Source organism: Pseudomonas fluorescens group sp. PF-1 (assembly GCF_054481335.1).
The window spans coordinates 1,203,373-1,223,565 of record NZ_JBTMNG010000001.1; the positions used below are offsets into that span (position 1 = coordinate 1,203,373).

22 protein-coding genes are annotated in these 20,193 nt (G+C 61.0%); 9 read left to right on the plus strand and 13 right to left on the minus strand.

Annotated elements, in window-relative coordinates:
• The first annotated feature begins 1 nt into the window (after position 1).
• A complete protein-coding gene (locus ACX3YD_RS05765) occupies positions 2–1,234 on the plus strand; it encodes an RNA polymerase sigma factor (RefSeq protein ID WP_458959449.1) in 1,233 nt (410 codons plus the stop codon).
• 518 nt (positions 1,235–1,752) lie between these two features.
• Here the strand turns inward: ACX3YD_RS05765 and ACX3YD_RS05770 are convergent.
• On the minus strand, positions 1,753–2,478 hold the full coding sequence (locus ACX3YD_RS05770) for an SDR family oxidoreductase (RefSeq protein ID WP_103406750.1): 726 nt from the start codon (positions 2,476–2,478) through the stop codon (positions 1,753–1,755).
• 111 nt (positions 2,479–2,589) lie between these two features.
• Between ACX3YD_RS05770 and ACX3YD_RS05775 the strand changes: the two genes are divergently transcribed.
• Positions 2,590–3,432, plus strand: a complete 843-nt coding sequence (locus tag ACX3YD_RS05775) for a LysR family transcriptional regulator (protein WP_458959450.1) — start codon at positions 2,590–2,592, stop codon at positions 3,430–3,432.
• Between the two features lie 85 nt (positions 3,433–3,517).
• Here the strand turns inward: ACX3YD_RS05775 and ACX3YD_RS05780 are convergent, their stop codons facing one another.
• Positions 3,518–4,372, minus strand: coding sequence for a LysR family transcriptional regulator (locus ACX3YD_RS05780; RefSeq protein WP_458959451.1), 855 nt, complete (start codon positions 4,370–4,372; stop codon positions 3,518–3,520).
• A gap of 89 nt (positions 4,373–4,461) precedes the next feature.
• On the opposite strand from ACX3YD_RS05780, the gene ACX3YD_RS05785 reads away from it, so the two are divergent.
• Positions 4,462–4,902 carry a multidrug/biocide efflux PACE transporter gene (locus ACX3YD_RS05785; RefSeq protein WP_458959452.1) on the plus strand — a complete coding sequence of 147 codons (441 nt, stop codon included), beginning with the start codon at positions 4,462–4,464 and terminating at the stop codon, positions 4,900–4,902.
• 101 nt (positions 4,903–5,003) lie between these two features.
• Here ACX3YD_RS05785 and ACX3YD_RS05790 read toward each other — a convergent pair whose 3' ends face one another.
• Both ACX3YD_RS05790 and ACX3YD_RS05795 read right to left on the minus strand, forming a co-directional pair.
• On the minus strand, positions 5,004–6,617 hold the full coding sequence (locus tag ACX3YD_RS05790) for an inorganic phosphate transporter (RefSeq protein ID WP_047532406.1): 1,614 nt from the start codon (positions 6,615–6,617) through the stop codon (positions 5,004–5,006).
• 162 nt (positions 6,618–6,779) lie between these two features.
• Positions 6,780–7,802 carry a transporter gene (locus ACX3YD_RS05795; protein WP_047532405.1) on the minus strand — a complete coding sequence of 341 codons (1,023 nt, stop codon included), beginning with the start codon at positions 7,800–7,802 and terminating at the stop codon, positions 6,780–6,782.
• Positions 7,803–8,076: 274 nt separating this feature from the next.
• Here ACX3YD_RS05795 and ACX3YD_RS05800 point away from each other — a divergent pair, with 274 nt between their 5' ends.
• Positions 8,077–9,702 carry a methyl-accepting chemotaxis protein gene (locus ACX3YD_RS05800; protein WP_458959453.1) on the plus strand — a complete coding sequence of 542 codons (1,626 nt, stop codon included), beginning with the start codon at positions 8,077–8,079 and terminating at the stop codon, positions 9,700–9,702.
• Between the two features lie 112 nt (positions 9,703–9,814).
• Positions 9,815–10,258 carry a hypothetical protein gene (locus tag ACX3YD_RS05805; protein ID WP_103406756.1) on the plus strand — a complete coding sequence of 148 codons (444 nt, stop codon included), beginning with the start codon at positions 9,815–9,817 and terminating at the stop codon, positions 10,256–10,258.
• 60 nt (positions 10,259–10,318) lie between these two features.
• Here ACX3YD_RS05805 and ACX3YD_RS05810 read toward each other — a convergent pair whose 3' ends face one another.
• A complete protein-coding gene (locus ACX3YD_RS05810; protein ID WP_103406757.1) occupies positions 10,319–10,624 on the minus strand; it encodes a PepSY domain-containing protein in 306 nt (101 codons plus the stop codon).
• Between the two features lie 118 nt (positions 10,625–10,742).
• On the minus strand, positions 10,743–11,870 hold the full coding sequence (locus tag ACX3YD_RS05815; protein ID WP_458959454.1) for a glycerophosphodiester phosphodiesterase: 1,128 nt from the start codon (positions 11,868–11,870) through the stop codon (positions 10,743–10,745).
• Positions 11,871–12,066: 196 nt separating this feature from the next.
• Here ACX3YD_RS05815 and ACX3YD_RS05820 point away from each other — a divergent pair, with 196 nt between their 5' ends.
• The gene (locus tag ACX3YD_RS05820; RefSeq protein WP_103406759.1) at positions 12,067–12,393 is read left to right on the plus strand and encodes a DUF2025 family protein; all 327 of its coding nucleotides are present in this window, start codon (positions 12,067–12,069) and stop codon (positions 12,391–12,393) included.
• Between the two features lie 84 nt (positions 12,394–12,477).
• On the opposite strand, the gene ACX3YD_RS05825 is transcribed toward ACX3YD_RS05820, so the two are convergent.
• Together ACX3YD_RS05825 and ACX3YD_RS05830 are read right to left on the minus strand one after the other, a co-directional pair.
• Complete coding sequence (locus ACX3YD_RS05825; RefSeq protein ID WP_458959455.1) at positions 12,478–12,801, minus strand: antibiotic biosynthesis monooxygenase family protein; 324 nt, start codon at positions 12,799–12,801, stop codon at positions 12,478–12,480.
• Positions 12,798–13,505 (minus strand): CTP synthase C-terminal region-related (seleno)protein, encoded by a 708-nt coding sequence (locus tag ACX3YD_RS05830; protein WP_458959456.1) that lies wholly within the window; start codon positions 13,503–13,505, stop codon positions 12,798–12,800. The genes ACX3YD_RS05825 and ACX3YD_RS05830 overlap by 4 nt, the downstream gene beginning before the upstream one ends.
• Before the next feature lie 15 nt (positions 13,506–13,520).
• On the opposite strand from ACX3YD_RS05830, the gene ACX3YD_RS05835 reads away from it, so the two are divergent.
• Positions 13,521–14,462: a LysR family transcriptional regulator gene (locus ACX3YD_RS05835; protein ID WP_458960386.1), complete on the plus strand. Its 942-nt coding sequence runs from the start codon at positions 13,521–13,523 to the stop codon at positions 14,460–14,462.
• 5 nt (positions 14,463–14,467) lie between these two features.
• Here the strand turns inward: ACX3YD_RS05835 and ACX3YD_RS05840 are convergent, their stop codons facing one another.
• Positions 14,468–14,998: a DUF1003 domain-containing protein gene (locus ACX3YD_RS05840; RefSeq protein WP_103406763.1), complete on the minus strand. Its 531-nt coding sequence runs from the start codon at positions 14,996–14,998 to the stop codon at positions 14,468–14,470.
• A 124-nt stretch (positions 14,999–15,122) separates the two neighbouring features.
• Positions 15,123–15,734: a TetR/AcrR family transcriptional regulator gene (locus ACX3YD_RS05845; protein WP_103406764.1), complete on the minus strand. Its 612-nt coding sequence runs from the start codon at positions 15,732–15,734 to the stop codon at positions 15,123–15,125.
• 216 nt (positions 15,735–15,950) lie between these two features.
• Here ACX3YD_RS05845 and ACX3YD_RS05850 point away from each other — a divergent pair, with 216 nt between their 5' ends.
• Positions 15,951–17,009 carry an MBL fold metallo-hydrolase gene (locus ACX3YD_RS05850; RefSeq protein ID WP_458959457.1) on the plus strand — a complete coding sequence of 353 codons (1,059 nt, stop codon included), beginning with the start codon at positions 15,951–15,953 and terminating at the stop codon, positions 17,007–17,009.
• 49 nt (positions 17,010–17,058) lie between these two features.
• Here ACX3YD_RS05850 and ACX3YD_RS05855 read toward each other — a convergent pair whose 3' ends face one another.
• Positions 17,059–17,376 carry a helix-turn-helix domain-containing protein gene (locus ACX3YD_RS05855; protein WP_103406766.1) on the minus strand — a complete coding sequence of 106 codons (318 nt, stop codon included), beginning with the start codon at positions 17,374–17,376 and terminating at the stop codon, positions 17,059–17,061.
• A 93-nt stretch (positions 17,377–17,469) separates the two neighbouring features.
• On the minus strand, positions 17,470–18,237 hold the full coding sequence (locus tag ACX3YD_RS05860) for an AraC family transcriptional regulator (RefSeq protein ID WP_458959458.1): 768 nt from the start codon (positions 18,235–18,237) through the stop codon (positions 17,470–17,472).
• A gap of 111 nt (positions 18,238–18,348) precedes the next feature.
• Between ACX3YD_RS05860 and ACX3YD_RS05865 the strand changes: the two genes are divergently transcribed.
• On the plus strand, positions 18,349–19,164 hold the full coding sequence (locus ACX3YD_RS05865) for a sulfite exporter TauE/SafE family protein (RefSeq protein ID WP_458959459.1): 816 nt from the start codon (positions 18,349–18,351) through the stop codon (positions 19,162–19,164).
• A 6-nt stretch (positions 19,165–19,170) separates the two neighbouring features.
• Here the strand turns inward: ACX3YD_RS05865 and ACX3YD_RS05870 are convergent, their stop codons facing one another.
• Positions 19,171–20,142, minus strand: a complete 972-nt coding sequence (locus ACX3YD_RS05870; RefSeq protein ID WP_458959460.1) for a hypothetical protein — start codon at positions 20,140–20,142, stop codon at positions 19,171–19,173.
• Positions 20,143–20,193: the final 51 nt, after the last annotated feature.

Sequence of the window (20,193 nt, forward strand, 5' to 3'; positions counted from 1 at the left end):
AATGACGGTGTCGGTCAAGGAGCGCGTCGAGCAGGTCTATCGTGAAGAGTCGCGACGGATTCTGGCGACACTGATCCGCTTGCTCGGCGATTTCGACCTCGCCGAAGAGGCCCTGCATGAGGCGTTTTTCATTGCGGTCGAGCGCTGGCAGCGGGACGGTGTGCCGGACAATCCGCGGGCCTGGCTGGTGTCCACCGGACGCTTCAAAGCCATTGATGTGTTGCGCCGGCGCGCCCGCTTCGCCGCGTCTCGTCCGCTGTTGATTGCTCAACTGGAAGCACTGGAGCAGGCCGACTGGAGTGACGAGGACGTGGAAGACGACCGCCTGCGGCTGATTTTTACCTGCTGTCACCCGGCACTGGCGGCGGACGCCCAGGTGCCGCTGACCCTGCGGGAAGTCTGCGACCTGACCACGGAAGAAATCGCCCGGGCCTTCCTCTCGGCACCGGCCACCATCGCCCAGCGCATCGTGCGCGCCAAGGCGAAAATCCGTGACGCGAAAATCCCTTATCAGGTGCCAACCCTGGCGGAACTGCCCGAACGCCTCGACAGCGTGTTACGGGTGATTTACCTGGTGTTCAACGAAGGTTATTCGGCGTCCATCGGCGCGCAGGTGACCCGCGAAGACTTGACCCGTGAAGCCATTCGACTCGGTCGTTTGCTCATGGAGCTGTTGCCGGAGCCCGAGGTGATGGGGTTGCTGGCGCTGATGCTGTTGCACGAATCGCGGCGTCCGGCGCGCACGTCTTCGAGTGGCGAACTGATCCTGCTGGATGATCAGGATCGAACGTTGTGGGACCGCCAGATGATCGCCGAAGGCTGTGCGCTGGTGGAGCGGGCGCTGGGCACTCGGCGATTCGGCCCCTATTGCCTGCAAGCGGCGATTGCGGCGGTGCATGCCGAAGCACCGTCGGTGGAGCAAACCGATTGGGCGCAGATTGTCGGGCTGTATGACGTGTTGCTGCGCGCCGTACCTTCGCCGGTGATCGAGTTGAACCGCGCCGCGGCCCTGTCGAAGCGGGATGGGCCGCTGGCGGGACTGGCGCTGGTCGAGGCGATTCTGGATCGCGGTGAGCTGCAGGATTACCACTTGGCCCATTCGGCGCGGGCGGAGTTTTGTCGGCAGTTGGGGCGGGTGGAGCAGGCGCGGCAGGCGTATGAACGGGCGCTGGCGTTGACCCGGCAGGAGCCGGAGCGGCGGTTTATCGAGGGGCGGCTCAGGTGGTTGAGGTGATATGGGGTGTATCGGCGGCCTTTGGGCCGACCGGGCTCCTGGTTGATTGTGTACATATCCGTTGCTGCGGTAACGGCCGCCGATGGTTTCGCCCTTACGGCGACTTACTTTTTTTTCAGACGCCAAAAAAAAGATAAGCAAAAAAAGGCTCGCCCCGAGCGTCCGGCCCCTCGCTAGGGCTCGGGGATCCTTCGCTGCGGTGTCCATCCGGGGACACTGCCCTCCGGTTGGCTTCGCTTCAACCTACATGCAGCGTGTTCGACTGCGTCGAACGGCGCTGCGCGCCACTCCCCGGATGCACACCTCCACTCAGCCTCCCGAAGGGGCGGGTAGATCAAAAGCTGCAGGCGAGCTAACGCTCGGCCTGATGAGTGGTGAGGAGCAGGTGGGTGTGCGCCGCTTTGCTTTTCTGTGGGAGCTGGCTTGTCGGGGCGCCGCATCGCAGCGATGGCGGCCTGACAGCCGACCAATCACCCACAGATGTACGCCATCTCTGCACAATCAAACCCGCACGACCGTCAACTTTGCTGCCGTGTCGCCGCCATCACGATCTCGCGAATGCACACGTTCTGCGGTTGCTGGTACGCAAACGCGATGGCTGATGCGACATCTTCGGCGCTCAATACGGTACCGCCCATGTCCTGTTTCCAGGCTTGGTAACCGGTCTTGATCGCTTCATCGGTGGTGTGGCCGAGCAGTTCGGTTTCTACCGCGCCCGGTGCGATGGTGATGACTCGCACGTTATGCGGTGACAGTTCTTCCCGCAGGTTTTCCGACAGGCCATGTACCGCGAATTTGGTCCCGACGTAGGCCACGTGGTTGGGGAATGTCTTGCGCCCGGCCACCGAGCTGACGTTGATGATCGTGCCGTGTTTGCGCTCGATCATCCCGGCCACCACCGCGTGCACGCCATTTAGCAGGCCTTTCACATTGACGTCGAGCATCTGGTCCCACTGTGCCGGGTCCTGTTTGCTCATCTCGCCCAGCAGCATCACCCCGGCGTTGTTGATCAGCGCATCGGCCGGGCCGAACTGTGCTTCGGCTTCGGCCACGGCGGCGAGCAGGGTCGGGCGGTCGGTGATGTCGACGCGACGGCTGAGGGTGTTCGGCAAATCGAGCGCTTGCAGGCGTTCGACCCGCCGGGCCAGCAGTAAGAGCGGATGGCCGGCTGCGCTCAGCAAGCGAGCGGCGGCTTCGCCAATGCCTGAACTGGCCCCGGTGATGATGATCAATGGCTTACCCATGGCTGGACTCCTGAAATCAGAAAAACAAATAACTCAGCGTGACGCGCAGTATATTTATCGCTGCTGTGGCTGAAAAATGCCTTATTTCTCTGTCTGTCATCGGAACTGCCTATGGATATCCGCCACCTCACAGCCTTTCTCGCGGTGTTCGAGGAGCGCAACATCACCCTCGCGGCCCAGCGGTTGTTCGTCAGCCAGCCGACCCTGTCGGTAACCATCAAACAGCTCGAAGAGGAGTTGGGCGCCCGGCTGTTCGTGCGTCAGCCCCGTGGCGTTGATGTCAGTGATGAGGCGCGGGTCCTGTATCCGCAGGCCCTGCGGATGGTGGCGGATGCGCAAGCCTTGAGCCGGTTGTTCCTCGGCCAGGAAAACCGCACGCCGCTGACCTTGGGCATCGAAGGCGATATTGCCGAAAGTCACATCGAAGCGTTCGTGCGCATGGCCCGACAGGCACTGCCCAACCTGTTGCTGACGCTCGAAGAAGGCTGCCGCGGCGACGGGCGCCTGGCGGTGGAGGAGATGTGCTGCGAGGACGAGTTGTTCCTGCCACTGTGGGAGGAATCCTATGTGATGGCGCTGCCGGTGGGACACCCGATGGCCATCGCGCAAAGCGGACAAGCCTGGACGCCGATCAGTGACTGGATCACCTGCCCACAGCACCCGTCCCATCAACGCTTGATGGCGCTGTACGGACGTTCGCCAGACGCGGTGGCGGGGCATGCCGGCTCGTTGAAACAGGCGTTGCACATGGTGGCTGCGGGCATTGGCGTGGCGCTGTTGCCGCAGTCATTGGTGAGCGGGCAGGCACGGGTGACGACTCGTGCGATGCACTTGCCGACCCCGACGCGTCGGGTGGGTTTGTGCTACGCCGCCCAGGCGCTGGAGTTACCTGCGATGCGCGGGTTGCATGAGTTTTTTCAAATGAATCAGCCGATGCGGGTCGAGGTGGCGTGATCAGGTTCAGGTGATGGAGTGTCTGAATTGACGTCATCGCGGGCAAGTCACGCTCCTACAGCTTCCGCGCAGCGCCGAAGGACTCTCACTCCAGCATCTTGCCCAGCAGCCAACTACCCGCCGGCCCCGGTGGGTGCAGCCGCGACCACAGGGCATCGACCGACACCGTCTTCGGCCAGCCACGCACCGGCAGCTCCTGCAAGGTGCCCGGACCGAAGCGCTCCACCAGCCAGCGCGGCAACGGCGCCCAGCCGAATCCGCCCTGGGCCATCTCCAGCAGCATCAAATAACTTGGCGCCGACCAGACGCGCCCTTTGGCCCGGCTTTCATAGGGATTGACGATGGTTGCCAGGCGCAATTCACGGTGCTGCTGTAGCACGTCCTGATCAATGTATGGCAGCGCTGCCAGCGGATGTTCAGGGGACGCGAACAGCGCGATGTCCGTGCGTTCATCCACCGTCGAGCTGACCAGGTCCGGTGGGTAGCTGTCCTGCATTTCGGCGAAGGCGACCTGCGCCCGACCGCTCTGTACCAGGGCCACCAGGTCATCGCATTCGGCGATCAGGCATTCGAGTTCCAGGTCGGGATAACGCTGCTCGAAGGCGCTGAGTGCCGCTTCGAAACGGTCGGACTGGTACGTGTCGGACAGCGCCACGGTCAATTTCGCCTCGACCCCTTGGGACAGTTGGCTGGCCGCCATTTCCAGGCGACTGGTGGCGGCCAGAATGTCCTCGGCGCGCTGCAACATCACGTACCCGGCCGGGGTGAGCGTGGGTTTGCGGGTGGAGCGGTCGAACAGCGTCAGGTTGAGGTCGATTTCCAGACTGGCCACCGCCGCGCTGACGGTCGACTGGCTGCGCCCCAATTTTCGCGCCGCAGCGGAAAACGAGCCCTGAGTCGCGGCCTGGACGAAGGCCTGCAACACTTCTTGGGAGGCCATGAACTATCGCCTTGATCGATGGTTATTGGTTATGAAGTATCGGTGTGAGAAAGGATCATGGCAACCACCATCACTCAAGGAGTCTGGCCATGAGCGCCAACAAATCCATCACTGAGCGTATTTTCCAGGCCATCGGTTTCGAATTGCTGGCGATCCTGATCTGCACCCCATTGCTGGCGTGGATCATGGACAAGCCGATGCTCGACATGGGCGTCGTGACCCTGGTCATGGCCGCACTGGCCCTGGCGTGGAACGTGGTCTTCAACGGTTTCTTCGATCGGATGCTCAAGCGCCTGGCCATTGCACACAACGCCTGGGTCCGGGTGGTGCATGCGCTGTTGTTCGAAGGCGGCCTGGTGGCCCTCGGCGTACCGCTGATTGCCTGGTGGCTGAACATCAGCCTGTGGCAGGCATTTTTGCTGGATATCGGGGTGCTGCTGTTTTTCCTGCCGTACACCTACCTGTACCACTGGGTGTATGACGTGGTGCGTGAGCGGCTGGTGATGCGTGAACACATCGTCAGCATTTGACCCGAACAAGCACGAGCGGCAGGCGTTGACGTGTCAGCGATGGACGGACAAAAAAAATCCCGGCTCAGGATCGGGCCGGGACAGTTGAAACAGCGATCGAATCAGAACAGTTGGGTGAACAACCAGTACAGGCTGCCCGACAGCACAATGGCCGCCGGCAAGGTCAGTACCCAGGCCATCAGCAGATTGCGGATGGTCCTCATCTGCAGGCCGCCACCATTGGCGACCATGGTCCCGGCCACACCGGAAGACAGCACATGCGTGGTCGACACCGGCAAACCGAACATGTCGGCGGCGCCGATGGTCAGCATGGCCACGGTTTCCGCCGAGGCGCCCTGGGCGTAGGTCAGGTGGGTCTTGCCGATCTTCTCGCCAACCGTCACCACGATCCGTTTCCAGCCGACCATGGTGCCCAGGCCGAGGGCGATGGCCACCGCGATCTTCACCCATAGCGGGATGAAGCGCGTCGAGTTATCGATCTGCTGCTTGAACAGTTGCAGCTTGCCGCTGGTGTCGGCGTCGAAGTTGCCGAGCTTGTTCTTGTCCATCAGGCGAATGGTTTCGCTGGTCAGGTACATGTCGTTGCGCACGTTGCCCACGGCTTCGGCGGGGACTTTCGACAGCGAACCATACCCCTTGACCTCGGCGCCAATGCTACCGGTCAGCGCGGCGAGCGCCGGCACCAGCTGCGGTGTGGCGTCCTTGCTGCGCACGTAGTCGGACAGCACCGCCCGCGGGTCGGCCGGCGCGGGTTGCGGGGCACTTTTCACCAGGGCTTGCTGGGTGACTTCGGCCACCGCGGCAAATTGCAAGGCCTGGTCGGCGGGCATGGTGCGGTTCAGGGCGTAGGCCATCGGCAGCGTACCGACCAGAATCAACATGATCAGGCCCATGCCCTTCTGGCCGTCGTTGGAGCCGTGGGCGAAGGACACGCCAGTGCAGGTCACGATCAGCAGGCCGCGAATCCACCAAGGTGGCGGCGTGTCGCCTTTCGGTTCTTTGTACAGCGCACGGTTTTTCACAAAGGCGCGCAGGGCCAGCAGCAGCAATGCGGCGCAGCCGAAGCCGACCAGCGGCGACAGCAGCAGTGCGTAACCGATCTTGGTCGCTTGCGCCCAGTCCACGCCGCTGGTGCCATCACGGCCATGCATCAGTGCGTTGGCCACGCCAACGCCGATGATCGAGCCGATCAGGGTGTGCGATGAAGACGCCGGCAGGCCCAGCCACCAGGTGCCGAGGTTCCACAGGATCGCCGCGATCAGCAGGGCGAAGATCATCGCAAAACCAGCGGACGACCCGACCTGCAGAATCAGCTCGACCGGCAGCAGGGCGATGATGCCGAAAGCCACGGCGCCGCTGGACAGCAACACACCGAGGAAGTTGAAGAAACCGGACCAGACCACCGCGACGTTCGGCGGCAATGAGTTGGTGTAAATCACGGTGGCCACCGCGTTGGCGGTGTCGTGGAAGCCGTTGACGAATTCAAAGCCCAGAGCGATCAGCAGCGCGACGCCCAGCAGCAGAAACGGCGTCCAGGTGGTTACCACCGTGCCGAGTTCGTGCATGTCGTGCATCAGGCTGTAGGCGGTGAACAGCAAGCCGATGGCCAGTACGGCAAAAAACACCACGATGGTGAACAGTCCAGGTTTTTTATCCAATTGCGGTTTTGCGCTACTGACGGGCGCCTGGGCGGCGGAGAAGGTGGGTGTAGCCATCGCTGACATTCCTGAGGAGGGAGGTGTATCAGTGATAATCGTTGCTAATTGTTACAGGAAGACTGCTTTGGATCAGGGTTTAGGTGATTCGTGGGCCGTTTATCGGGAACCCGGATAATCCTGAGGGCTGTACAAAAAACCTGTGTCGGTGATGAGGGCGTGTCAATAATCCCGCTGCTTGCGAAACGCCCAACGCCCGGCAATCACTGTGAAGGTCGCGACCAGCGCCACCAGGATCCAGAACCCTTCCGGATCACCGGCCAGCGGAATGCCACCAACGTTCATGCCGAAGAAGCCGGCAATGATATTGATGGGCAGTGCCAGCACCGTCACCACCGTCAGGGTGAACAGCGTGCGGTTGGTCTGTTCGTTGATGTTGGCGGCGATCTCTTCCTGCAGCAGCTTGATCCGTTCGCCCAGCGCCGTGAGGTCGTTGATGATCAACGCGAACTCCTCGGTGGATTTGCGCAGCTCCTTCACGTCTTCCTTTTGCAGCCACGTCGGCGGGCGATTGAGCAGGCGCAGCAACGACCCCGGTTCCAGCGCCAGCAACCGCTGCAAGCGCACCAGCACCCGACGGTTGGCGCCCAGCTCGGCGCGGTTGGTCGACAGGCGCGAGGAGAGTAATTCGTCTTCGACCTGATCGACACTCTGGCTGGTCTTGCGCACGATCTGGGTCAGCACTTCACCCTGATCGCGCAGCAGGTGCACCAGCAGTTCCAGCGGCGAGCGAAAGCGTTCGCCGGCCTTCACCGAAGAGCGCAGCTTGTCCACCGAGTGCAGCGGTTGCAGGCGTGCGCTGATGATCAGTCGACTGCGCACGCAGACCCACAGCGTCGAAACATCCGACGAGACCATGCTGCTGAGGTTGAACACCACGTCGTTGACCACCGCCAGCAATGCCGAGTCGACATGCTCGATACGCGTCGAACGCGAGCCTTCGTGCAAGGCCTCAAAAAACTCGTCGGGCAATTCCAGATGACTTTTCATCCAGCGCTCGCACGCGGCATGGGCAAGATTCAAATGCAGCCAGAGGAATTCACCGCTGTCGTCCGGTTGCTGAAGGCACTGCAGCGCCCTGGCCGAATCGATCTCGCGACCGCGCTCGCCAGGACGAAAACTGAAGCCGTAGAGCAAGCCGAACAGGTCCGGATCGCGATGGCTTTGATCGATGCTGTGGTTCATGAGTGCTCGCAAGGTGAGGCGCCTGCTGCGGGTTTTACAGGTTCACTTGAGCCGCATCATCGCAAGCATTGATGACGTTTTTGTGACGACAAAGTGAACGCAAACGATTGCTCGGCCGATGGTCGGATTTCCCTAAAGAACCGCTCTGGCACGCCGATCTTGCTTGGGGTAAGTTGCGCGCCTTCGGCCAAAAGCCGACGCCGCAGACAAGGATGTCCGGAGACCTTTCACGCCTGAACCGGGCGTGCTTCATACCTGTCATGAGTACCGTCCGATGTTTTTGCAAAAGTCCCTGAGAGCGCAAATTCTCGCCCTGCTGAGCGGCAGTCTGATTGCGATGTTGCTGATCGCGCTGGCCTGCTTTCACTTTTTGTCCAGCGGTGTCCAGAGCTACGCCAACCTGATCGAGGGGCCGTTGCACACGTCGCAACTGATCGATGAAGCCAACCTGCAATTCAAGGTGCAGGTACAGGAGTGGAAAAACGTCCTGCTGCGCGGCAAGCAACCGGCTGACCTGGACAAATACTGGAAGCAGTTCCAGGAGCGTCAGCGCGATGTGCAGGACATCCTCGGCGAACTGGCCGGGCAGCAGGGCATCGAGCCGCAACTGAAATCGCGCATCGAACGGCTGCGCGACGAGCATCGCCAACTGGGCGCCGCGTATCAGAAGGGCCGCGATGCCTATCTTGCGGCGGGTGCCGATCCCACGGCCGGTGACACTGCAGTCAAGGGGGTGGACCGCGCGACCAGCGATCAGATGAGCGCCTTGGTCAGCGAGTTGCGCCAGCAGGGTGTGGACCAATCGAAACAGCTCAGCGCCAGTGCCCGTCGCACGGTGTTGCTGGGGATCATCGTGATGCTGGTGTCAGGGGCGCTGATCGGTCTGTTGAGCCTGTGGCTGATCAACCGCAACCTGGTCGAGCCGATTCGCCAACTGATCGAATACGTGGCGCAACTCAGCCACGGCAAATTCGCCGAGCGCGTGGCCAGCGGCCGTCAGGATGAACTGGGCAAACTGGCGATGGCGGCCAATACCTTGCGCGACTTCCTCGCTGAAACCTTCAGCCGCTTGCAACGCAGTGCCTCGGATCTGGAAAGCGCCAGCGGCGAGCTGAATTCGATCGCGACCGTGATGGCCGGCGGCACCCATGAGCAGTTCAATCGCACCGATCAGGTGGCCACGGCGATGAACGAAATGTCCGCCACCGCACAGGAAGTCGCCCGCCATGCCGCCGATGCCGCACGCGCCGCCGACGATGCGGACCATTCCGCGCAGCAGGGCGAGAAAGTCATGCAGGGCACCATTGACACCATCACCCGGATGCGCGGCGAAATCGACAACACCGCCACGGTCATTCGTCAGCTGGAAACCGACAGCGGGCGCATCGGCAAGGTACTGGAAGTGATTCGCGGCATCGCCGAACAGACCAACCTGCTGGCGCTTAACGCCGCGATTGAAGCCGCTCGCGCTGGAGAGGCCGGGCGCGGTTTTGCCGTGGTGGCTGATGAAGTGCGCAGCCTGGCCCAGCGCACGGCGGCGTCGATCATCGAAATCAAACAGATCATCCACACCGTGCAGAGCGGTGCGGTGGATGCGGCCCAGGCGATTGAAAGCGGTCAGTCGCGCAGTGAGGAAAGCGTCCGGCAAGTCACCGAGGCCGGTGCCATGCTCGAGCGCATCACTCTGGCCGTGGAAGCGATTCGCGACATGAACCGCCAGATCGCTACCGCCGCCGAAGAGCAGACGTCCGTCGCCGAAGACATCTCGCGCAATCTGACGGAGATCACCAGCATCGCCAGTGCCAACCTGGACAACGTGCAACGCACCGAAGCGGCGAGCAACAACCTGCACGGGTTGTCGGGGGAGTTGAACGAGGTGACGGCGCGTCTGAGCGCGTAATGAAAAACGGCTGTGTATCGGTTTGCTTACTGAATCGCTACACAGTCGATCTCAAGTGCTGGCTCGGTGTGTCGATCAGGGAGGGGACTTCGAACTACTTTGGATAACGCCCATGGTCAGCATCACCTCCGTTTCAATCGCCCAGCCACTGCCGAGCACGGCGACCGCTTCGACCAGCGCCACGAGCACTGAAGACACGTCCACCACCGCAGCGACCTCGACATCAGCTTCAAGCAATGACACCAAGGCTTCCGCTGGCGGTGCATCGGCATCGGGTAGCAGCAGCTCCAGCAGCAGCGAAGAATCCGACTCGGTCAAAGCACTGCGCAAGCAGATCGCCCAGTTGCAAAAGCAATTGCAGGAACAACAGCAGCAACTGCAAGCGGCCCAGGCCAGGCAGGAAAGCGCCGATGCCAAGGCGGCTGATGTGGCGGCGGCTCAGGCGCAGATAGCGACGACCTCTGCCTCATTGCAAACCGCCACCGCCTCGCTGCTGCAAGCGTTGCAGGAAGAGGGCGGCAGCACATCCGGTTCGCTGGTCAGCACATCGGCGTGAACTGAAAACGCACAAAAGCCGCACGATGGTTAGGTCGTGCGGCTTTTGTGCGTGTCGCGGTTACTTGTCTTGCTTGTTCTTCAGGACCTTGCCGGTGGCGGCATCGATGTCCACATCCCACTCGACGTTCTGCTTGTCGCGCAGTTCGATCTCATACTCGAAACCGTTGAAATGGTTATCCAGCTCGGTTTTGGTGATCGTTGCACCCGGGTGCAGGTCCAGAGCGATTTTGTTCAGCTCTTCCAACGGCTTGATCTTGCCGTCCTTGACCAGTTGCGGGATCTCGTCCACTCGAACATCGGCCTGCGCGAAACCGGCGGTCAGGGTCAAGGCAGCGGCGGTGAACAGGGCGGTCAGGGTTTTCATGGGCTTCTTTCCTTGGGTGAGCGGTTTGAGTGGGATCAGGTTAATTGTGGCAACTTAATTCAGCCTTAATTCCCGAGCATCGCTGGTTTGCCAGCGATGCGGACGCGTCGATCCCGGCTCAGAAACCGTTGTTGCGCAACACCTGTTCCACACTCGCCGCCGCCGGGCGCTTGTAGAATTTGAGCAACTCGCTCGCACGGTTGGTGAAGATGCCGTCGACGCCGGCGTCCATGACTTTCTGGAAATCCACCGCATCGTCGAGGGTGTAGACATGCACCAATAGCCCTTGGTCGTGGGTGTATTGGTTCATCCAGGGCTTCACCAAATCTGCGTAACTCTGTTCACCACCCTGGGTCAGTGCGGCAGAAGGGCCGGTGCCGATCGCGCCCTGGGCCTTGGCGTAGTCGATCCAGCGCTGGAATTCGGCTTTGTCCTTGGGTTGCTGTCGGGCGTAGTAAGCCGCTTTGTCTTTCTCGCCGGATGCGGCAAACGGCACGTTGGAGGCCGGCTCGATGTTGCCTTCGCCGACCCATAGCAGAAGGATTTTCGGCACCTGCGGCATTTCCTTTTGCAGCAACTCGAGGCTGTTCTTCTCGAAGGTTTGCAGGATCACCTTGCCAGTGCCCTGGCCGACGGCCACTTCGTTTTTTGTCGGTGTCGACCCCGGCGGGATCAGCCAGCCACGGGCCTGGAGTTTTTCTTTCAGCTCGCGTTCGATGCCGGGAAACTGCCTGGGCTCCTTGGTTTCGATGTACAGGCCGGGTTTGTGCAGCGGATTGCCTTCGGCGATGTCGATGATTTCATCGAGGGTGAGGATTTTCAGCCCGGCAAAGGCAGGCCGCGCGCGATCCGGGTAGGCGCTGTTGAACCAGCTGCCGGCATCCAGGGTTTTCAGTTCGGCGAGGGTGAATGCCGTGGCCGGGCTGTCCTTGCGCTCGGGGAACCGGGTGGCGACGTCGGTGGTGCGTTGCAGATGGTTGTCGTGCAGGGCGAACAGCACGCCATCCTTACTGCGTTGCAGGTCCAGTTCCAGGTAATCGGCGCCGAGATCGCGGGCGGTCTTGTAGGCGGCGGCAGTGGATTCCGGGGCATCAAAGGACGCGCCGCGATGGGCAATCACCGCCGGGTGCGGGATGCCCAAATGCGTCGCCAGAGCGGCGGGACCGGGTTCGCTGGCGGCATGCGCCTGGCCGAGGCCGAGCAGCAGACTCAGCAGCAAGGTGCTTTTGCTGAAGGTGACGGGCATGGTCGAAATCCTTTCGCAATGGTTGTCGAAGCCCTCTCTTGTAGCAACTGAGCGTGACAAGCGCCATCGCCGGACCGACATCCATCTGTTCAAAACGGTTTTTTGCAGTACCCTAGCCCCGGCCATTTCCCCGGCAGAGGGAAATCCACTTGCCATCCTTGCGTGTCAACCATCCATCACCTTTTGTGAGGTTTTCATGCGCATCACTTCCCAGCTCATCTGCCAGGCCGCCGACCAACTCAAAGGTTTCGTCGGGCTCAATCGCAAGACCGGCCGTTACATCGTGCGCTTCAGTGAAGACGCTTTCGGCATGGACGTGGCCGATGACGGGATCATTCCCGCCAGCGAGTTCGTCTGGGCGCCCGGCCACGAGCAGACCATGACCCTCAAGCGCGAGCTGATTCAATTGCTGCTGGATCAGAACATCGATGACCGGATCAACGTCACCGAGCCGTTGCGGGTGTACATGCAGCGCCAGGAAGTGCCGGAGATTCTGGCGGTGAGGCAATCGGTGCAAGGTTGAGTTTGTGCGGTGATTCGACTGGCCCCATCGCGAGCAGGCTCGCTCCCACCGATCCAGTGTTGGAGCGAGCTAACGCCGCATCAATTACCGTTCGAACTCATAGGCCCGCTCAACCCGGCACACCCGCGTATGGCAATGTGCATACCAGGTCGTGCGCCCCCGTTCCCGAATCGCGCTGTGCTCAGGATGCTGTTTCCACGCCAGGATCGCCGCCTCACTGGTCCAGTACGACACGGTAATCCCCAACCCGTCATCGCCCCGTGCCGACTCCACCCCGAGGAACCCTGGCTGTTGGCGGGCCAGCTCGACCATTCGCTCGGCCGCTTCGGCGTAACCCTGGTCTCCCTCGGTGCGCAGCGAGGTGAAGATCACGGCGAAGTAAGGGGCTGGCAGGGTGTTGGCGATCATGAGGGCTGCCCCGTGGAGGCCTGGATGAATGCCCGTACCAGGGGCGGCAAGGTGCCCTTGAGCGCGGCGCGTTCGGGCTGGAACAGGGTGGCGACAAAGAACGGATGACTTCGCAGTTCCAGCGCTCGCAAGCCGTGGGCCGAGTCCTGCCCGACGCTGTGAAGGTCATGCCTGAGCAGTGCTCGTTCGAACTCAGGATTCACACCGTAGTTACAGCGGTAGCCTTCACGTATTTCAGCGGTTTCGTACGCCTTGGCGATCAACGAGCCCTCATGCAAATGAATGCTGTCGATGGCTTCCACTAGCGAGCAGGCCAGCGGCGTGAGCAGCACCCGCGCAGCATTGGGTGATGTCTCGCCATGTTCGGCATCCGTCCAGCCCAGCACGTTGCGCGCATATTCCAGCACGGCGTGTTGAAAGCCGCCGCAGGTGCCGAGGAAAGGCCGCTGTTGTTCGCGGGCAAAACGAATCGCCCGCAATGCGCCGTCCATGTTGCGGTAGGGGCTCGCGGGCACGCACCAGAAACCGTCGTAGTCATCGAGCGGGGTGTCGGCGTGGATACTGTCAGTCGCCAGCCAATGCCCATGCACGTTGTGGCCACCGTGTTCGGCTGCCATCTCCAGGGCCACGGGAATGGCCTGGTGAGCGGTGACGTGCGGGTCATAGTCGCCGATCAGGGCGATGCGGATAACGCGGTTTTCCATGAGCAACCTCGGCGCTTGTTGATTCCTGGCGCTCACTATAGATTGGCGCTCACGCACTCAATATGGGCGTTTTCCCAAGTGATCAATGCAGCGGCGCACTATCGACTGGACTACCCGGACCTGGCCCTGATTCTGGCGTTGATGCGTGGCGGCTCTCTGGCCCGGGCCTCGCAGCTGTTGCGGGTGGATGTCTCGACGGTGTTTCGTGCGGTGCGTCGACTGGAAGCCGCTTTGGGTCAGCAATTGTTCGAAAAGAGCCGCGCCGGCTACTTGCCGACCAGCCTGGCGCAGGCCTTGGCCGAGCAGGCCGAGCGCGCCGAACAGGCACTTGAGGCCGCGCGCATTGGCGTGGAGCAGGGCGGTGAAGTGATCAGCGGCACGGTGCGCCTGACCTGCACCGACTCGGTTCTGCAAGGCTTATTGCTGCCGGCGCTGGCGCGGTTCATGCCCAATTACCCGGCACTGACCATCGAGCTCAGTACTTCCAACGACTTCGCCAACCTCAGCCGTCGCGATGCCGACATCGCCCTGCGCCTGACCCGCACCCCGCCCGAGCATTTGGTCGGGCGGCGACTGGCGGCTGTCTCTTACCGGGTGTGCGCCAGCGCGAGTTATCTGCAATCGGTCGATCCCCATGACCTCGCTGCATTGACCTGGATTGCCCCGGACGAATTCCTGCCCGATCACCCGACCATTGCCTGGCGTCGCCAGGCGTTACCCGGCGTGACGCCCGCTTATCGCTGCAACAGCATGCTGTCGGTGACCGAACTGGTCCGGGCAGGGTTGGGGGTGGCGGCATTGCCGGACTTCCTGATCGGCGACGGATTGCAGGCGCTGGGTGAGCCACTGCAAGGTTACGACACCGCGCTGTGGCTGCTGACCCGCCCGGATTGCCGCGCCCTGCGCTCGGTGGTCACGTTGTTTGATGAGCTGGGGCGGGCATTGAAGCTGCCTTAGAAAGCTCAGCTTTTTGATGGCGTCGAATTCAACACGTGCTGATGCATTTCCGAGGTCAGGTTTTCGATGCGTTCGCTGAGCTCCTTGGTCAGTTGAGTCAGGCGGGTGTTTTGTTCGAGCAGTTCCAACAGTTGCGCGGTGTTCTTCGCCGACTCTGCCTGTCGCTCACTGTTGGCGGTCGCCAGCGCTTCACGATGCTGGGCATCGGCATCGGACTGCGCCTTATCCCGCGCCGCCTGACGGGTCTGTGCCAGCAGAATCAGAGGTGCGGCATACGCCGCCTGCAGGCTGAACGCCAGGTTGAGCAGGATGAAGGGATAGACATCGAAGTGGGTCACACCGGAGATGTTGAGGGCGATCCACACCGCGACGATCAGTGTCTGTGCACCGAGAAAAGTCGGCGTGCCAAAGAACCGCGCAAAGGCCTCGGCACGCAGAGCGAACTTGTCATTGCCAAAGGTCGGCGCCAAGTGGGCGTGAGGGCGATGGAAGCGCAGGTGATCGACGGGGGAGGCAGTCTTGGTTTTGCTGTTCATGTTGATCTCTGGTGGAGGCTGGGACTTGGGCTCACTATAAACTCAGTATCAGTTTCATTCTGAAACACATTGCGCCGGTTTATCCGCAGCTGCCCAACGTAAGGCGGCGCCGGCACATTGTCATTTATGGCAACTGGTAGCAGGCCAGGAACATATCCAGTGCCGACTCCACGACAGAGCCCTGCATGTCTGCCGACAAGCCCGGCAACCCCATGGAAACCTGTGGCCAGAACGCGAAGGATTTGAGCAGGCCCTGAACCTGTTGCGCAGCAAACGCAGGATCGACTGCTTTCAACCGACCATCGGCCTGGGCCGCGCGAATCCACACCGTCAGGCTTTCTTCGCGCTCACCCAGGCGAGCCACCATATCCTGTGCGCGCTCAGGGGAATGGATGGTCGCCGCGATAGCCACTCGCGCCAGGTCGAGGAAATTGTCATCGCCCAGCATCTGCATTTTCGCCATCAGTTGCAGGCGCAGTTGCGCTCGGAGCGGTTGATCAGCGCGATAGGGCGTTTCTTGCTCTGCCGTTACCCGTGTCCACAATTGATTGAGGATTTCGGCGAACAACTCTTCCTTGCTGGGGAAATGGTTGTACACCGTGCGCTTCGACACGCCGGCAGTGGCGGCGATCTTGTCCATGCTGGTGATGTCGAAACCGTTGGCACGGAATTCGGCAATCGCCGCTTGGATGATGGCTTCGCGTTTTCGGTCGGTGAGGCGCTGTGGAGCTGTCATAAGTACGCTTCGGCAGAGGTGGGTGAAAAATTACACTTGGCAGTTTACTTGTGATCGGCTTTGATGCAACCTAGAAACTACACCGTGCAGTGTAATGTTTTGTTAATCCTGCCCGGTGAACAATTGAACCATCCGGCTGATGCGTGCATGCCTTGGCCATTTATCGTCCAACCTTGAGAAACCGGTTACTTGCGGTTTTTCCGGAGTCATTCAGTCATGGCCAAAACCACTTCCCCCGCGGACATCGTTGCCGCATCTGAAGCGTCCCGTCAGACCGAAGGGCAATACCTCAATCATTCACCGTTCAAACGTGAAGGCTTTCGCAAGACCCTGCGCATCCTGTGGAACATGGTCTTTCACAAGCAGCGAGACACCCGTCCGAGCGCGCCGGTCCCGGTGCAAACCCTGACCCGGGCGGCGTTGATTGCCGCGCCGAACCACAGCGTCTATCGACTTGGCCATTCCACGGTGCTGCTCAAGTTGCGGGATAAATTCTGGATCACCGACCCGGTCTTCGCCGAACGGGCTTCGCCTGTGCAATGGGCCGGTCCCAAGCGCTTTCACCAGCCGCCGATCAGCCTCGACCAGTTGCCACCGATTGAAGCGGTGATCCTGTCCCACGACCACTACGATCACCTGGACTATCAGGCAGTGCTGCAACTCGCCGACAAGGCCAGGTACTTCCTCACGCCGCTGGGTGTGGGCGACACCCTGATCAAATGGGGCATCGACGCCAGCAAGATCCGCCAGCTGGACTGGTGGCAGGACACCGAAGTCGATGGCATCCGCTTCGTCGCCACCCCGTCACAACACTTCTCCGGTCGCGGCCTGTTCGATGGCAACAGCACCCTCTGGGCTTCGTGGGTGATGATCGAAGGCAGCACACGGATCTTCTTCAGTGGCGACAGCGGCTACTTCGACGGCTTCAAACACATCGGCGAACAATTTGGCCCGTTCGACCTGACCCTCATGGAAACCGGCGCCTACAACGTCGAGTGGCCCCACGTGCACATGCAACCGGAACAAACCCTGCAAGCCCACATCGACCTCAAGGGTCGCTGGCTCTTGCCGATTCACAACGGCACCTTCGACCTGTCGATGCACGCCTGGTACGAACCCTTCGACCGCATCCTGGCCCTGGCCTGGGAGCGCAGCGTTTCGATTACCACACCGCAGATGGGCGAGGCGTTCAACCTCATGTACCCGCAGCGCGGTGACGCCTGGTGGCTGGCGCTGGAAGGGGAGAGGGATCAGGTGACTGTGCAGAACGCGTAGTGTTTTGGAATCGGGCCGCTAGCCCTGAAAGCGGCCCGTCCAAGGATCTTTACTCCACCATCGCAAAATCCGCCCGCTCCATTGGATTTGGGGTACAACCTCTCAGGTTCATTCCGCGCCCCGGTGCAAACCCCGGGAAGAACACCAGTCCCTCGGCTTCAAACCGATACGCCAGCGTCAGCCGGGTGACATCCAGCACATCCTGCTCTGATTCGAAGCGCTGAATGGCCTCCACCGAAACCCCGGATTCGCGAGACAGTTCCTCCACACTCCAACCCAGCATCGCTCGGGCCTGGGCGCAGTGGGCCGGGGTGAATTGGAAGAGGGCGATACGTTCCAGGGTGATTTTCATCGCTTGAGAGGCCATGGGGTTCTCCGGGTTCGAGAGTGTTGATCAAAAATATACTGTGTTTTTGTACAGCTGTTTTCGGCCCGGATCAATTTGATTTTTCGATTTCTGCTATTTCGCCCCCTCCAACCAGATGGATGGCGCCTGGCCCAACAGGCGTCGGAACATGGTCGAGAATGCCGCCGGGCTGTCGTAACCGAAATCCAGGGCAATGCGCGTCACCGGTTCACCGGCGACCAGCCGCGCAAGTGCCAGCACCACACAGGCGCGTTGCCGCCATTGGCTGAAACTCAAGCCGGTCTGTTGCCGAAACAGGCGATTGAACGTGCGCAAACTGACATGCAATTGATCGGCCCATTGTTGCGGCGACTGATGGGCGTCGGGCCGCTGCACAAAGGCCTGGCACAGCGCGAGCAGGCGCGCATCGAGCGGCAGCGGGATATGCAGCGGCAGGTGAGTGCTGAGCGCCAGTTCGTGCAGCAGCAAAGCGATCAGAGCGGCGTCGCGACTGTTTTCGGCGTACTCCAGCGGAATCTCCACCGCTTCCATCAACAGGTGCCGCATCAACGGCGACACGCTGATGACCTGACAGCGCTGGCCCAAATCCACCGCGCTCGGCTCGATGTACACACTGCGAGTACTCACCCCCAGCATCAAGACTTCATGCGCCACCCCCGCCGGAATCCACACCGCCCGTTGCGGCGGCACCACCCAATTGCCGTCGTGCGTGGTCACCTGCATCACCCCCGTGGCGCCGTACAACAATTGCGCGCGACGGTGTGTATGACGGGGCAACCATTGGCCGTAGGCATAATCCGTACCGATGGCAACCACTGGACGTGGCGTGGCGTCCAGCCGATCAATCGAAATATTGCGCATCTAGGCAGTCCCACAGTTGGCGTAAACGCAAACATTATTGGCCGACTTGCTGAAGCAGGCCAAGGCGCAGCGCTTTATCGTCGACTGCTCTCATCCAACGGACGACGTGCAATGTTCTATCTATGGCTGACTCTCTTCGGCTGCATGAGCGGCGTTACCGCCGTGTTGTTTGGTTTTGGCGGTGGCTTTGTGGTGGTGCCGTTGCTGTACCACATGCTCATGGCCAGGTACGGCGTGGACGATCCCATCGGCCAGGCGGCGATGCACATTGCCGTCGCCACCTCGACCTGCGTGATGATCGTCAATGCCCTGATCGCCACCGGAAAACACCACCGCGCCGGTCATCTGATTCGCCATTACCTGTGGCCGTTGGGCGGCTTCATTGGTGTGGGGGCGGCACTCGGCGCCGTGGCCGCGATGCAGGCCAGTGGCCAACTCATTCGTTTGGCCTTCATTGCCTACCTGGGGCTGACCATTTTGGATTGCCTCTTCAGAGACGGCTTTCTCACACATTCCCAGCTGCGAAATCCACGGCGATTGAGTCGGTCAGAACAATCTGGCGGCGGTGTGGGAATCGGCGTCATTGCCACCTTTCTCGGCGTGGGCGGCAGCGTCATGACCGTGCCGTTATTGCGCCGATGCGGACTGAGCATGTCCCAGGCGACGTCCATGGCCAATCCGCTGAGCTTGCCCGTGGCGCTGGCCGGAACCCTGACCTACATGGCCATGGCCGGCTTCAGTGCGTTTGATCTGGGACCGTGGTTTGTCGGTTATGTGGATCTGCTGGCGTTTGCGGTGTTGACGGTTGGATCGGTGGTGGGGATTCGCCTGGCCACGCCCTGGATCGGGCGCATACCGGATCAGATTCACGCGCGGGTGTATGTCGGGTTGCTGGTGCTGGTGATGATCAGCATGGGCCTGGGTTGAGCGCGGTCATTTTCCCTCCAGCCCCGGCGCCTCCCGCACAATAAAGTGATCCAGATTCTCAATGTTGGCACTGAACACCCCGAACGTCTGCTCGGGTTTTTTCTTGCTGGGCACCTGCTTCAGCTCCGGCGTCACGCCATAAAAGAAGCAATACAACTCGCGCCCGCTCTCGATGGCGTGCTTGATCTCTTCCAGGAACGCCTTGCGCTTGCGGTAGGTGTCGATCAGCTTCTTGCTCAGGTAAACATTGACCGAGTACGGCTTCTTCTCGAACCAGACCTTCTTCTCGAAATCGATGCGAAAACTCTGGGTGTAATCCTTGATCTGTTTGACCTTGCCCCAGTAAATCAGCCCCTTGTTGTCCTGCAGGTACTCGATCTTCTTGAAAAACGCCGCGTATGTTGCCGTGTGCTCGCCGATCTTCAACGGCATGCGCTTGAGCAAGTCCTTTTCGTCGAAGTTCGACACGAAACACTCCACCGGGTGGGCGAAGACGCTGGTCTTGTCCGGCGTCGAATCGTGGCTCGGTGGCTCGACGCCATGGGCGCCCGAAGGTGTGGCGGGCTCATCCCGTTGAGTGTCGGGCGCCACCGTCGGGCTGGACGGCTGACGCACATACGCACGCCGAGTCAGTAACAATTCCGACGGGAAATGCTCCTCGCGACTGTCATCCGTTTCCGCCTCATCCGCCTCCAGACCCGATGCGGGCGTCTTCAGGCTGACATAAGGACAACCCTCGACATGCCGCGTACTCGGCAAATTCTTGAAGTGCGGCGTACGCACGTAATTCACATTCTTGGCGTTGAACGTCCCCAACGCGTTCGCCACATCGAACGCCAAACGACAGGTATCGTTGGGGCACTGGAAGTGCTCCTTGGCGGAATCGAAGGCCATGGTCTCGTCGAAATTCAAATCGCGCACGTCATAGATCGACAGCTTGGCGTCGAGACTGAGGCAGTAGGCGAGGTTGAATTTCATGGGGGGCTCGGGTCCGTGAGGGGGCAGGGGTATTAATAGCGGGCGGCGGGG